Source organism: Solwaraspora sp. WMMA2056, assembly GCF_030345095.1.
In the GTDB taxonomy this organism is placed as follows: domain Bacteria; phylum Actinomycetota; class Actinomycetes; order Mycobacteriales; family Micromonosporaceae; genus Micromonospora_E.
This window is the reverse complement of sequence record NZ_CP128360.1, coordinates 3,945,642-3,959,053: the sequence shown is the minus strand read 5'-3', so window position 1 is coordinate 3,959,053 and position 13,412 is coordinate 3,945,642. Positions and strand designations below refer to the sequence as shown.

The 13,412-nt window shown below is 72.2% G+C and carries 12 protein-coding genes; 2 read left to right on the top strand and 10 right to left on the bottom strand.

Annotation, left to right across the window (positions count from 1 at the left end; genetic code table 11):
• Nucleotides 1-195 precede the first annotated feature (195 nt).
• The 4 genes from O7608_RS18045 to murD all read right to left on the bottom strand — a co-directional run bounded on the left by O7608_RS18045 (nucleotide 196) and on the right by murD (nucleotide 5,039).
• The gene (locus O7608_RS18045) at nucleotides 196-1,701 is read right to left on the bottom strand and encodes a CoA-acylating methylmalonate-semialdehyde dehydrogenase (RefSeq protein ID WP_502959131.1); all 1,506 of its coding nucleotides are present in this window, start codon (nucleotides 1,699-1,701) and stop codon (nucleotides 196-198) included.
• Nucleotides 1,698-3,026 carry an aspartate aminotransferase family protein gene (locus tag O7608_RS18040; RefSeq protein WP_289205694.1) on the bottom strand — a complete coding sequence of 443 codons (1,329 nt, stop codon included), beginning with the start codon at nucleotides 3,024-3,026 and terminating at the stop codon, nucleotides 1,698-1,700. The genes O7608_RS18045 and O7608_RS18040 overlap by 4 nt, the downstream gene beginning before the upstream one ends.
• A gap of 121 nt (nucleotides 3,027-3,147) precedes the next feature.
• Nucleotides 3,148-3,411 carry a hypothetical protein gene (locus tag O7608_RS18035; RefSeq protein WP_289205693.1) on the bottom strand — a complete coding sequence of 88 codons (264 nt, stop codon included), beginning with the start codon at nucleotides 3,409-3,411 and terminating at the stop codon, nucleotides 3,148-3,150.
• 275 nt (nucleotides 3,412-3,686) lie between these two features.
• Nucleotides 3,687-5,039: a UDP-N-acetylmuramoyl-L-alanine--D-glutamate ligase gene (murD, locus tag O7608_RS18030; protein ID WP_289205692.1), complete on the bottom strand. Its 1,353-nt coding sequence runs from the start codon at nucleotides 5,037-5,039 to the stop codon at nucleotides 3,687-3,689.
• A gap of 99 nt (nucleotides 5,040-5,138) precedes the next feature.
• Between murD and O7608_RS18025 the strand changes: the two genes are divergently transcribed.
• A complete protein-coding gene (locus O7608_RS18025) occupies nucleotides 5,139-6,494 on the top strand; it encodes a MurL-like N-terminal domain-containing (RefSeq protein ID WP_289205691.1) in 1,356 nt (451 codons plus the stop codon).
• A gap of 53 nt (nucleotides 6,495-6,547) precedes the next feature.
• On the opposite strand, the gene O7608_RS18020 is transcribed toward O7608_RS18025, so the two are convergent.
• The 4 genes from O7608_RS18020 to O7608_RS18005 form a co-directional block, all read right to left on the bottom strand.
• Nucleotides 6,548-6,961, bottom strand: a complete 414-nt coding sequence (locus O7608_RS18020) for a carbonic anhydrase (protein WP_289205690.1) — start codon at nucleotides 6,959-6,961, stop codon at nucleotides 6,548-6,550.
• A 2-nt stretch (nucleotides 6,962-6,963) separates the two neighbouring features.
• A complete protein-coding gene (locus tag O7608_RS18015; RefSeq protein WP_289205689.1) occupies nucleotides 6,964-8,715 on the bottom strand; it encodes a SulP family inorganic anion transporter in 1,752 nt (583 codons plus the stop codon).
• Nucleotides 8,712-9,296, bottom strand: coding sequence for a rhodanese-like domain-containing protein (locus O7608_RS18010; RefSeq protein WP_289205688.1), 585 nt, complete (start codon nucleotides 9,294-9,296; stop codon nucleotides 8,712-8,714). Before O7608_RS18010 ends, O7608_RS18015 begins: the two co-directional genes overlap by 4 nt.
• A gap of 92 nt (nucleotides 9,297-9,388) precedes the next feature.
• Entirely contained in the window at nucleotides 9,389-10,714 is a 1,326-nt protein-coding gene (locus O7608_RS18005; RefSeq protein WP_289205687.1) for an MBL fold metallo-hydrolase, read from the bottom strand.
• Nucleotides 10,715-10,841: 127 nt separating this feature from the next.
• Here O7608_RS18005 and O7608_RS18000 point away from each other — a divergent pair, with 127 nt between their 5' ends.
• The gene (locus O7608_RS18000) at nucleotides 10,842-11,111 is read left to right on the top strand and encodes a metal-sensitive transcriptional regulator (protein WP_289205686.1); all 270 of its coding nucleotides are present in this window, start codon (nucleotides 10,842-10,844) and stop codon (nucleotides 11,109-11,111) included.
• Between the two features lie 113 nt (nucleotides 11,112-11,224).
• On the opposite strand, the gene O7608_RS17995 is transcribed toward O7608_RS18000, so the two are convergent.
• A complete protein-coding gene (locus O7608_RS17995) occupies nucleotides 11,225-11,905 on the bottom strand; it encodes a peroxiredoxin (RefSeq protein WP_289205685.1) in 681 nt (226 codons plus the stop codon).
• 37 nt (nucleotides 11,906-11,942) lie between these two features.
• The gene (locus O7608_RS17990; RefSeq protein ID WP_289205684.1) at nucleotides 11,943-13,331 is read right to left on the bottom strand and encodes an MBL fold metallo-hydrolase; all 1,389 of its coding nucleotides are present in this window, start codon (nucleotides 13,329-13,331) and stop codon (nucleotides 11,943-11,945) included.
• Between the last annotated feature and the right edge of the window lie 81 nt (nucleotides 13,332-13,412).

The window sequence follows — 13,412 nt, the reverse complement described above, 5'->3', positions numbered from 1 at the left end:
AGCAGGATCTTCAGTCAAGGACTGAGCGTCATGCATTTATATCGATACGATGAGTATCGATCGCCGCATCATCGGCGGACGAGACGTCCGTGGGCCCGGAATGTCGACATAACTGGCACCACAAACTGGAACCGAACCGACAATTGGCGGCCGCTGTCGCGTCCGGGACAGCATCGACGAACAGTGGACGAACGCTCAGGTCTGGGTCGGGAAGCCGAGGTTCACGCCGCCGTGGCGGGGGTCGAGCCAGCGGCTGGTCACCACCTTGCCCCGGGTGAAGAAGTGCACCCCGTCGCGGCCGTGGGCGTGGCTGTCGCCGAACAGCGACGCCTTCCAGCCGCCGAACGAGTAGTAGGCCATCGGCACCGGGATCGGCACGTTGATGCCGACCATCCCGACCTCCACCTCGTGTTGGAAGCGCCGGGCGGCACCGCCGTCGTTGGTGAAGATCGCCGTACCGTTGCCGTAGGGGTTGGCGTTGACCAGCTCCAACGCCGCGTCGTACGAGTCGACCCGCAGCACCGACAGCACCGGGCCGAAGATCTCGTCGGTGTAGACCGACATCTGCGGGGTCACCTGGTCCAGCAGGGTCGGGCCGAGCCAGAAACCGGCGGCGTCGCCGTCGACCGGCACGCCCCGGCCGTCGACCACGATCTTCGCGCCGTCGGCGGCACCGGCGGCCACGTAACCGGCGACCCGGTCGCGGTGCGCGGCGGTGATCAGCGGACCCATGTCGCAGCCGGGCCGGCGGCCGTCACCCGTACGGATCCTGCCGAGCCGTTCGACGATCCGGGCCACCAGGTCGTCGCCGACCGGCTCCACCGCCACCAGGGCGGAGATCGCCATGCACCGCTCCCCCGCCGAGCCGAAGCCGGCGTTGACCGCCGCGTCGGCGGCCAGGTCGAGGTCGGCGTCGGGCAGCACCACCATGTGGTTCTTCGCCCCGCCGAGGGCCTGGACGCGTTTGCCGGCGGCGGTGCCCCGGGTGTAGACGTGCCGGGCCACCGGGGTCGAGCCGACGAACGACACCGCCCGTACGCCCGGGTGGTCCAGCAGCGCGTCGACGGCTTCGCGGTCGCCGTGCACCACGTTGCAGACCCCGGGTGGCAGGCCGGCCTCGGTGAACCACTGCGCGAGCAGCACCGCCGCCGACGGGTCCTTCTCGGACGGTTTGACCACGACAGCGTTGCCGCAGGCCACGGCGATCGGCACGAACCACAGTGGCACCATCGCCGGGAAGTTGAACGGCGAGATGACCGCTACCACGCCGAGCGGCTGGCGCAGGCTGTACGAGTCGACCTCGGTCGAGACGTTCTCGCTAAAGTTGCCGGTGAGCAGCGTCGGGATGCCGCAGGCGTACTCGACGACCTCCAGGCCGCGTTGCACCTCGCCGGCGGCGTCGGCGAGGACCTTGCCGTGTTCGGCGGTGATCGCGGCGGCGAGTTCGTCGCGCCGGGCGTTGATGATCTCCCGGAAGGCGAACAACACGTTGGCGCGCCGCGACAGCGACACGTCGCGCCAGTCGCGGGCGGCCCGCGCCGCGACCTGCACGACCGCGTCGACCTGCGCGGCCGAGGCGAACCCGACGGTCGCGGCGACCTGCCCGGTCGCCGGGTCGAACACCTCACCGTGGCGACCGTCGCCGCCGGCTTCGATCATCGTGGTACGGGAGCCGTCGACAAAATGCGGGATCCGGTTCACGCCGTCGCCCCTTCCACAATGGCCGGCACGGCAGCGGCCGAGACCGACGCGATCGCGTCGACCAGGATCGCCAGCCCTTCGCGGGCCTCGTCCTCGGTGAGCGTCAACGGTGGCCCCATCCGTAGCACGTTGCCGTACAGGCCGCCCTTGCCGACCAGCAGCCCGCCGGCCCGGCAGGCCTCGAACACGGCGGTGGTCGCGGCCGGGTCCGGCTCGCTGGTGCCGGGGCGGACGAACTCCACGGCCAGCATCAGGCCCTTGCCCCGCACCTCGCCGACGATCGGATGGGCGGCGGCCGCCCCGGTCAGCCCGGTACGCAGCAGCTCGCCGGTGCGCGCGGCGTTGGCCTGTAGGTCGTGGTCGCGCAGGTAGTCGAGGACGGCGACGCCGGCGGCGGTGCTGACCGGGTTGCCGCCGAACGTGGAGAACGAGATCGCCGGTACGGCGTCCATGACGTCGGCGCGGCCGACGACGCCGGCCAGGGCGAAGCCGTTGCCGATGCCCTTGGCGAAGGTCAGCAGGTCCGGCACGACGCCGTGCGCCTGGTAGCCCCAGAAGTGTTCGCCGGTACGCCCCCAGCCGGTCTGCACCTCGTCGGAGATCAGCAGGATGCCGGACTCGTCGAGGACCTTCTTCCATTCGCCGAGCAGCCCGTCGGGGCCGTGTACGAAGCCGCCGACGCCCTGAATCGGTTCGGCGATCAGGCAGGCGACGTCGCCGGCGGTCTGGGTGGCGAGGACTTCGCGCAGGTCTTCGACGGCGGCGTCGAGCTGGGCGTCGGGGCCGAGCCGGGCCAGTAGGCCACGCAGCCGGTCACCGGAGTGCAGCCAGGCGACCTGCAGCGGGTTGAGCCCGCTGGCCGACCAGCTGCGGTGCCCGGTGATGCCCATCGTCGCGTACGAGCGGCCGTGGTAGCTGTTGCGCACGGCGAGGATCTGATGCGACCGGCGGTAGTTGGTGGCGGCCAGCAGCGCCGCCTCGTTGGCTTCGGTGCCGGAGTTGGTGAAGAAGACCCGGGCGTCGGCGATGCCGGACAGCGCGGCGATCCGTTCGGCCAGCTCGACCTGGTGGCGGATCAGGTACAGGGTGGAGGTGTGCACGATGCCGGTGGCGAGCTGGCGCTGCACCGCGTCGCGGATCTCCGGGATGTCGTAGCCGATCATGTTGGTCAGCACGCCGCCGAAGAAGTCCAGGTAGCTGCGGCCGTCGGCGCCGGTGACCCGGCGGCCGGAGCCGGCGACGATCTCCAGGGGTTCGGCGTAGTAGATCGGCATCCAGCTGGGCATGACGGCCCGGTGCCGGGCCAGCAGGTCGTCGGCGGTCATCTGGCGGCGCCACCCTTCCCCGGGTATGTCGGTGGGTGCACCCTCTCACCGTGGGTCGGCGTCGGCAACCGCCATCGTGTAGCGACTGGACCGGCCCGACCTGACACTTCGTCGCCCGGCGTCAGTCGCCCGAGCCGCTCGCCCCCGCGTCTGAGCCCACCTCCGCGGCCCCGTCCGACTCCATCTCCACGTCGTCACCGTCGGAGCGTTGCCGCGACGAGCGCAGCCACAGCCGTACGCCGGTCAGCGCGCTCACCACCGCGACCACGGTGATGGCGATACCCACCACCTCGGGGATGTCACTGAACGGGTAGATCCACTGCATCACCAGCCCGAAGAAGGCGACGGCGAACAGTAGACAGGCGATCATCCGGTCGCGAAGCATGCCGCTGTGTATAGCACCGGAGCCGGACGATCCTGACACGGCACCTCCCGGAACTGCGGTATCGCCCAGGTGGCGGGACCACGGCCGGGGCGGGGGGCCGGGACGGGACGGGGCGGGGGGCGTCCGCGCGGTCGGCGGCCTCCCGACGCCGGGAGGCACATATTCCGAACCGTGGATATTCCTGTGGGGAATAATCATTCCCCACAGGTATATCGACAGGAACGACATCTGTCCGCAGCGGAGTCACCCACAGTCAGGGCCGCAGAGCCGGAAAGTCAGGCGACCCGCGACCCGGGAGCGGTGTCGCGGACGGCGGCGGCGAAGACCTCGGAGCGGTGTTCAAAGTTGCGGAAATGCCCGTAGCTGGGGGCGGCCGGGGACAGCAGCACCACCCCACCGTCCGGGGTGAGCTCGCGGGCCAACCGTACGGCCGCCGTGACGTCGGCGGCCTGCGCGGTGCGCACGCCGGGCAGCCCGGCCAGGGTGTCGAGGATCCGGGGCCCGCTGTCCGGTACGCCGATCACCGTCAACTCCGACTCGGCGAGGTGCTCACGCAGCGGCGTGTAGTCGAGCCCCCGGTCGGTGCCGCCGACGATGACGGTCAACGGGCGGCCGGTGTACGCGTCGATCGCGTGCATCGCCGAATAGGGGCTGGTCGAGATGCTGTCGTCGACGAAGGTCAGCCCCGACGGGTCGGCGATCTCGGCGAGCCGGTGCGGCAGGCCGGCGAAACCGGCGACCGCGTCGGCGATCACGTCGCGCTGCGCGACGCAGTCGACGCCGAGTGCTTCGAGCACCGTCAACGCCACGCAGAGGTTGCCTTCGTTGTGCCGGCCGGCCAGCGGCAGCGCCGCCCGCGCGAACAGCGGCTCGCCACCCCGGTGCAGGTACGGCCGGCCGGCCGGGCCGGAGGTCACGTGGTAGCCGTCGGGCAGTCCGGCGGCGGTCGCCTCGACACCGAGCAGCCGCCGGGCGAGCCGGGGATCCGTACCGTTGTAAATGATCGTTTCCGGACCGTGCGCGATGATGTTGAGCTTGTCGGCGTAGTAGCGTTCCTCGCTGCCGTGCGAGTCCAGGTGCTCCGGGAACAGCGAGGTCAGCACGGCGATCCGGGGCGAATCGGTCAGGTCGCTGCACTGGTACGACGACAGTTCCAGCACGTACAGGTCGGCCTCGGGCATCGCCAGCAGCGGTACGCCGATGTTGCCGCCGAACGCGTTGGGCCGCCCCAGCGCGGTCAGCAGGTGGCTGATCAGGCTGGACGTGGTGGACTTGCCCTTGCTGCCGGTGACACCGACGGTCCGGGCGGCGTGGTCGGCCATCCACAGCGCGGTGCCGCCGGTGATCGGCACCCCGCGTTCGCGCAGCCGCACCACCCAGGGGTGGGTCTGCGGCACGCCCGGTGAGCGGACCACGACGTCGGCGGCGGCCAACCGGGCGAAGCCGTCCTCGCCGGTGTACAGCGGCGCGGTGCCGGTGTCCCAGTCCGCCGGGGCGGCGGTCGCGCTGTCGTCGACGGCGACCAGCCCGGCCGGGGACTGGGCGGCGATCGCGGTCACCGCGGCCCGTCCCTCGCGGCCGGTGCCCCACACCGCGACGGATCGGCCACGCAGGTCAGCCAGGCGCACCGGTCATCTCCTCCACTGCGAAGCATGTCATCAGGCGCCGGATCGGGGGCGCGTACCGGGACTAGTATGTCTGGTCGGTGATCAGTGGAGGAGGTACGGGTGACCCGTGACGAGCTAGGACGTTTCACCGCGTTCACCTTCCCCACGCTGGAGTTCGACCCGGTGACCGGGGTGGCCGAGCTGGGTTACGCGCTCACCGGTGACGACGGCGCGGCGTCGACCTTCGTCGAGCGGATCACCTTCCCGATGCCCGACGGCACCCCGCCGCCGACCGGGTCGGGGTCGACGTTCCGCCGGGTGTTGGAGCTGCTGCACCTGGTCGCCGGGGTCAGCTACTACAAGGCGGCGGCCCCGCCCCGGCTGGTGGCGCCGGCGCCGCTGGGGGCCGAGGCGGTCGCGCTGGTCACCGCCGTCTACACCTCGGGCCTGGCCGAGTACGCGTACCGCAACGAGCTGCCGCACGTGCTCGACCTCGCCCCCGTCGTGCCGGACGGGGTGCCGACCCCGCCGACACCGGTGGACACCGCCGACCGGCGGCCGTTGTCGGCGGTCGGCGGCGGCAAGGACTCGATCGTCACCCTGGAGGCGCTGCGCCGGGCCGGCTTCGAGCCGGTGCCGTTCTCGGTCAACCCGAACCCGGTGATCGTGGCGGTCAACGCGGCCTCCGGGTTGCCGGCGCTGGCCGCCCGCCGGACGTTGGACCCGCGGCTGTTCGACCTCAACGCGTCCGGGGCGTACAACGGGCACATCCCGGTGACCGCGATCAACTCGCTGATCGCGGTCGGTACGGCGGTGCTGCACGGCCTCGGCCCGGTGGTGATGTCCAACGAACGGTCCGCGTCCGACCCGAACCTGATCTGGAACGGTCACGAGATCAACCACCAGTGGTCCAAGGGCGTCGAGGCCGAAGGGCTGCTGCGGGCCGCGCTGCAGGGCCACGCCGGGCTGACCGAGCCGTACTTCTCGCTGCTGCGGACCCTGTCCGAGCTGCACATCGCCAAGCTGTTCGCGGCGTCGACCGGCTACGACCCGGTGGTGACCAGCTGCAACGCGGCGTTCAAGCTGCGCGACCGCAGCGAACGCTGGTGCGGGGCGTGCCCGAAGTGCCGGTTCGTGTTCCTGGCGTTCGCGCCGTTCATGGAACGCGACCGGCTGGTCGGCATCTTCGGTGTCGACCTGCTGGCCGACCCGGCCCAGCTGGCCGGCTTCCGGGAGCTGATCGGCGTCGACGGGCACAAGCCGTTCGAGTGCGTCGGTGAGGTCGAGGAGTCCCTGGTCGCGCTACGGATGCTCGCCTCCTCGCCGCAGTGGCGCGACGCCCCGCTGGTCGGTGAGCTGATGGCGGCGGTGCCGCAGCAGGCGTGGCCGGCGGTCGACGCCTCCGACGTACTGCTGCCGGGCGGTCCGCACCACGTGCCGGCGGCGTACGCGAAGGTCCTCACCGCGCTGCTCTGACCCACCGCGCTGCTCTGACCCACCGCGCTGCGCTGACCCCGCCGGTCAGTCGGTCACGGACGCCCGCTGGGTGCCCGCTCGTCGATCAGGTGCGGCTGCCAGCAGCCGGTGCCGCAGCTTCCGGTGTGCACGGCCAGGATCCGCAGCTCGGGCAGGGCGGCGGCGAGCCGGTCGGCGGCCCGGCGCAGCTGGTCGTGGTGTTCGGCGTCGTCGACCGGGTTGCCGGCGCAGTCGGCGTGCCCGGCCAGCACCAGGGTGCCGCTGCCGTGCGCGGTACGGGAGACGCCGACCGCGTCCAGCAGCCTGGTCAGCTCCGCCGGGTCGGCGGTGGCCAGCACCCGGTCGGCGCCCGGCGCAGTGATCAGGTCGAGATGGTCCACGTCGAGCCGGTCGCGGATCCACTGCCCGAGCGGGCCGTGGATCCGCCCGTCGATGCAGGTCACCACGGTGGCGAACCGGTCCGGCACGGTCAGTACACCTCCTGCGGCAGGCGTGGTGTCCGGTCGCTGCCGTCCGGCGTACCGGCGGCCGCGTCGACGGCGTCGGCCACCTCCGGATGCAGCTGCCCGGCCTCCCGCATCGCCGGCCACAGGCCGGAGCGGGTCAGCAGGTCCCGGACCGGGCCGCGCACGGTGGCCAGGTGCAGTGCCACGCCCCGGCCGGCGAGCCGGTCACGGGCCTGCGCCAGGGTGTGTGCCCCGTCGGTGTCGGCGTCGCTGATCGCGCTGGCGTCGAGCACCACGGCGTGCAGCGACGGGCGGTCCTCGGCAAGTGCCGACAACTGGTCGGCGAGGTACTCGGCGTTGGCGAAGTACAACGGGCCGTCGATACGCAGCACCGCCACCTGCGGGTCGGTGACCAGCCCCTGGTAGCGGGCGACGTTGCGGAACGTCCCGGTGCCGGGGACCCGGCCGAGTTCGGCGGTGTGCGGCCGGGCCGACCGGTGCAGGAACACCACGAGGCTGAACCCGACGCCGACGGCCAGCCCTGCCTCGACCCCGGCGACCAGGGTGACCAGGAACGTCAGGGCGAGGGTGACCCCGTCGGCCCGCCGGGTCCGCCAGGCCGTCCGTGCGCCCCGGTGGTCGACCAGACCGAGTACGGCGACCACGACGATCGCCCCGAGCACCGCCTTGGGCAGGTGGTGGAAGGCCGGGGTGAGCAGCAGCGCGGTGGCCGCCACGACGGCGGCGGTGACCACCGACGCGACCGGGGTACGGGCCCCGGCGGAGAAGTTGACGGCGCTGCGGGAGAATCCGCCGGCCACCGGGAAGGCGTGGAATGCGCCGGCTGCGACGTTCGCCGCGCCCACGGCGACGAGTTCGGCGTTCGGGTCGACGTGCTGGCGGGACCGGGCGGCCAGCGACTTGGCCACCGCGATGCCTTCCATGTAGGCGACCAGGGCGATCGCGACCGCCGCCGGCAGCAGGGCCCGTACGTCGGCCAGGGCGATCGACGGCAGGTCCGGCACCGGCAGCCCGCTCGGCACGTCGGCGAGGATCGGCACGCCACGGTCACCGAGGGCCAGGACGGCGCTGACCGCGGTGACGGCGGCGACGACCAGCAGCGCGCCGGGCAGCTTCGGTACGTACCGGCGCAGCAGGACCAGCCCGGCGATGCTGACCCCGGCGACCGCCACGGTCAGCAGGTGCACCGTCGGCGCGGCCTGCCAGAGGCTGGTCAGGATGCCGGGCAGGTTCTCGGCGCGCTCGGCCCGCAGCCCGAGCAGGTCCTTGACCTGGCTGGCGGCGATGACGAGCGCGGCGGCCGAGGTGAAACCGGACAGCACCGAGTGGGACATGAAGTTGACCAACGCGCCGAGGCGCAGCACCCCCATCAGCACCTGGATGGCACCGACCAGCAGCGCGAGCAGGCCGGCGAGGGCAGCGAACCGGCCGGGGTCGCCGTTGGCCAGGGGCGCCAGGGCGGTGGCGGTCATCAACGCGGTGATCGCGACCGGGCCGACGGCGAGCGAGCCGGAGGTGCCGAGCAGGGCGTAGACCAGGACCGGCACGGTGGCGGCGTAGAGGCCGGTGACCGGTGGCATGCCGGCGAGGGCGGCGTACGCCATGCTCTGCGGCACCAGCATGACGGCGACGGTCAGGCCGGCGATCAGGTCGTGGCGCAGCACCTGCCGGTCGTAGCCGCGCCGCCAGCCGAGGATCGGCAGGGCCCGCGCCGGCCCGGTGCGGGCCTGGCGCGGGTACGCCGCGCCGGTCATCTCGCCGCGCCGGCCCGGCTCAGCCGGGTCAGCGACGCGTCGACGTCACAGCCGGCGCCCCGGTTGTACGGCAGCCGGGCCAGCAGCATGCCCATCGCGCAGGTGTTGGTCAGCGCGGCGACGGTCAGCCCGGCACCGATGGCACCGGCGACGTAGCGGGCCGGCGGATACCAGATGCTGGCCAGCACCGCGACCAGCACGATGGCGCCGGCGACCAGCCGCACCTGACGTTCCAGGCTCCAGCGTTGCCGGCCCCGGTTGACCGGTCCACCGGCGGAGATCCAGGCACCCATCCCGCCGGTCAGCACGGTCGCGGAGTCCAGGCCGGCACCGGCGAGCTTGCCGCAGGCCTGGTGGGCCCGGTTGCCGGACTGGCAGATCAGCAGGATCCGGCCGCCGGCGTCGGCGACGATCCGGTTCAGGTGGGCGTCGACCTGGTCGAGCGGCAGGTTGATCGCCCCGTCGATGTGGGCGGTCTCGAACTCGGCCGGGGTCCGCACGTCGACGACGAGGGTGTCCGGGTTGTCGGCGAGCAGGGCCCGGGCGGCGGGGACGTCGATGGTCGGATTGGTGGGGGGCATGGTGTCTCCAGAAAGGGGTCGGCCAGGATCAGGTGCGGTGCGGGTCTGGTGTGCGGGGTCGGTCTTTTGCGGTCGGTTTCGCGGGTCGCGCGTCAGGCGTCGACGAGGTCGGCGACGCCGGCGCCGTCGAGGACCGCCACGCGGTAGCCGGCGCGGACCAGCAGGCTGGCGGCGATGGCGGCCCGCCGGCCGGTGCCGCAGGCGACCAGGACCGGCCGCTGCGGGTCGAGGGCGGCGGGGATGCCGTCGGTGACCAGGTCGGCGAGGAAGCGTTCGACCGCACCGGACCAGCTGGCCTGCGCACGTTCGTTCGGCATCCGTACGTCGAGCAGTTGGGCGTCGGACACGGTCAGCCGCTGTCGGAAGGTGTCGATGTCGAGCAGCTCGTACCCGGGGCCGAGGTCGGCGTCGGCGGCCGGCCGGTGGACGGCCCGCACGGTGTCGAGCCCGATGCGGGCCAGCTGGACGACGGCCTCGGTGACGTCCTGGTCCGGTGCGGCGATCAGGACCAGCGGGGTGCCGTACGGCAGCAGCCAGCCGGCCCAGCTGCCGAAGTCGTCGGCGAGGGTGATCCCGACCGAGCCGGGGACCAGGCCGGCGGCCTGGGCCGTACGGGGCCGGATGTCCAGCAGCTGGGTGCCGTCGCCGGTCGGCAGCGCGGTGGCGGCGATCTCGGGCACGGTGACCGGCGGCATCGGCTCGCCGCCACGGATGTTGGCCGGCCCCATGTACTGGTAGAACGCCGGGATCGGCATCGGTGCGGCGAGCAGCCGGTCGGCGAAGGCCTCCGGGTCGCCGATGCCGAGCAGCGGGTTGGTGTCGACCTCGTCACCGATGGTGGAGGTGAACCGACCGGCGCCGGTGGTGGTGCAGAACGAGCCTTCGCCGTGGGTCGGCAGCAGTTCGACGGCCCGGGGCAGGCCGGCCAGTCGGTGCAGGGATCCGTGCTGCAGCCGGGCCAGGGTGCGGGCCCGGTCGGCGCCGAGCAGGTCGGGTCGCCCGGCGGCGGCGACGAGCAGGCTGCCGCCGGAGAAGACCGCGACCGGTTCGTCGTCGATCAGGACCACGTAGCTGGTGTGTTCCGGGGTGTGCCCGGGGGTGTGTACGGGGCGCAGGGTGAGGTTGTCGGCCTTGATGTCCTCGAGGTGGAAGGCGGGGGTGTGCCGGTAGATCGGTGCGGCCCCGGCCGGCAGGACCAGCTCGGCGCCGGTGCGCCGGGCCACCTGGGGGCCACCGGAGACATAGTCGTTGTGCAGGTGCGTTTCCAGGACGAACCGGAGGTCGACGTCGCGTTCGGCCGCGGCGTCGAGGAACCGGTCGATGTCACGTTGCGGGTCGACCAGCACCCCTTTGCCCTCGTGGATCAGGAGGTAGGACTGGTCGCCGAGGCCTGGGGTACGGAAAGAAACGAGTTCCACTTGGCGCTCCTCACGCTCTCGACATATACCCCTGGGGGTATCGCTTCTCCAGTATGTTCGGATGACCGGGCCACCGCAAGGCATACCCCCGGGTGTATCTTGGAAACCTGAGTGGGAGGAGCAGCCGATGCAGGTCGAGGAGCAGACGACCGTCGAGGTCGTCAAGCGGCTACGGCGGGCCGAGGGTCAGATCCGGGGCATCATCGCGATGCTGGAGTCCGGTCGCGACTGCGCCGAGGTGGTCACCCAGCTCGCCGCCGTCTCCCGGGCGCTCGACCGGGCGGGGTTCAAGGTCATCGCGAGCGGGCTCGAACAGTGCATGGACCCCGACGCCGACGCGACCGACCGCAAGGCCAACCTCGAACAGATGGAGAAGCTGTTCCTCTCCCTGGCCTGACGGCTCTCTGCCGCCTGGCCGGACGGCTGCGTGCGGCAGGTGTCGAGGTGGGGCGGCACCGGGTGGCTCCGCCGGTCCAGGTTCGGGCCGGCGGAGCCACCCGGTGCGCGGGATCAGGATCCGCCCCGGTCCGGTCGGGTGGCCAGATACCAGTCGGTCAGCTTGACCGTGTCGTCGGCCAACCGGTCGTCCAGGTCGGACTCGGTCCGTGGCGCACCGAGCACCACGTCGTCCCCGGGGCGCCAGTTGGCCGGGCAGGACACACCGTCCCGGTCCGAGGTCTGCAGCGCGTCGATCAGCCGCAGGATCTCCGGGATCATCCGACCCGCGTTCATCGGGTAGTAGAGCACTGCCCGGACCACCTGCTCGGGGTCGATGACGAAGACCGCCCGGACCGCCGCCGTACCGGAGGTGTTCGGGTGCAGCATCCCGTACGCGTGGGACACCGCCATGTCCAGGTCGGCGATGATCGGAAACGGGATCCGCACGCCCAGTTTCTCGTGGATCGACCGGGTCCAGGCGAGGTGGCTGAAGACCGAGTCCACCGAGTTGCCGAGCAGCGCCACGTTCCGGGCGGCGAACTCGTCGGCCAGTTCGGCGAAGCCGACGAACTCGGTGGTGCAGACCGGGGTGAAGTCGGCCGGATGGCTGAACAGCACCAGCCAGCGGCCGGTGTAGTCGGCCAGCCGGACCGGACCGTGGGTGCTCTCCGCCGCGAAGTCCGGCGCCTGGTCGCCGATCAACGGCAGCCGCCGGGTCGGCTCCGGTACGGCGGTGGTCGTGTCCGTGGTCATGATGATCCTTTCAGCGAGTCGGGTGTGGATCGGGTGCTCAGGCGGCGCCGACCGGCTGACGCGACGCCTGCCACGCCTGGTAGCCGCCGAGCAGATCGGAGACGTCCGGGTGACCGGCGGCCCGCAGCACACTGGCCGCCACCGAGGAGCGGTAACCGCCGGCGCAGTGCACCACCACCGGCCGGTCGGTCGGCACCTCGTCGATGCGCCGGGCCAGCTCGGCCAGCGGGATGTGCAGCGCGCCGTCGACGACCCCGGCGGAGCGCTCCCCGGCGTTGCGCACGTCGAGCACCACCGGCGGACGCGCGCCGGCGCGCGCGGCCGCCAGCTGCGCCACGGTCAGCCGGCTCGCCCGGGTCAACTGGTCGATCATCTGCAGGAACGCCTGCTCAGGCTCGCGTAGGTAGCCGGCGACGGTGTCGAAGCCGATCCGGGCCAGCCGGGTGACGATCTCCTCCTCCCGGTCCTGCGGGGCGACCACCAGGATCTGCGTACCGGGGGTGAGCACACTGCCGGCGGTCTCGGCGAACCGGCCGTCGGCGGGGACGTTGAGCGCACCCCGCAGGTGGCCGGCGGCGTACTCCTGCGGGTCGCGGGCGTCGACCACGACGGCGCCGGCGGCCTGGCCGGCGGCGAACTCCGCCGGACTCAGCGGCGTGGGCGCGGCGGTGACGTCGAACAGGGCGTGGTCCTGGCGGTTCAGTACGGCGTCGTAGCCGAAGTACGCTGGCGCGGCGGGCTGCCCGGCGGTGACGATCGCCAGGAACCGCGCGGCGTCCATCGGGGCGCACGCGTAGTTGGTGGCCCGCTGCTCGCCGATGGTCGACGAGCGCTCGGTGGACAGGTTCTTGCCGCAGGCCGACCCCGCGCCGTGGGCCGGGAAGACCCGCACCGGGTCCGGCAGGGCCATCAGCTTGTGCTGAACGCTGTCGTAGAGCATCCGGCCCAGCTCCTCGGCGGTGACGCCGAAGGAGGCGAGCAGGTCCGGGCGACCGACGTCGCCGATGAACAGCGCGTCGCCGGTGAGCACCCCGTACGCGACCGGGTCGGTGGCGTGTTCGTAGACCAGGATGCTGATCGACTCCGGAGTGTGTCCCGGGGTCTCCATGATCTCCAGGGTCACGTCGCCCAGGCTGATCCGTTCGCCGTCGGCCAGCTTGCGGATCGGGTAGTCGGCCTCGGCTCGCTGGCCGTACCCGATCCACGCGCCGGTGCGCGCGGCGAGCTCCAGGTGGCCGGCGATGAAGTCGGCGTGGAAGTGGGTGTTGACGACGCCCTCGATGGTGAACCCGTGCGCCTGCGCGTCGGCCAGGTACTCGCTGACGTCGCGGCGGGGGTCGACCACCACAGCGCGTTTCGTCGACTCGTCGGCGATGAGGTAGGACGCCTGGGACAGGCAGTCCAGGTAGTACTGGGCGAAGAACATCGAGACCTCCTGATCGCGGAAGCGGAGCGGGCTACGCTCCCCACCATATACCCCCGGGGGTATATGTCGACCAGTCGTGGG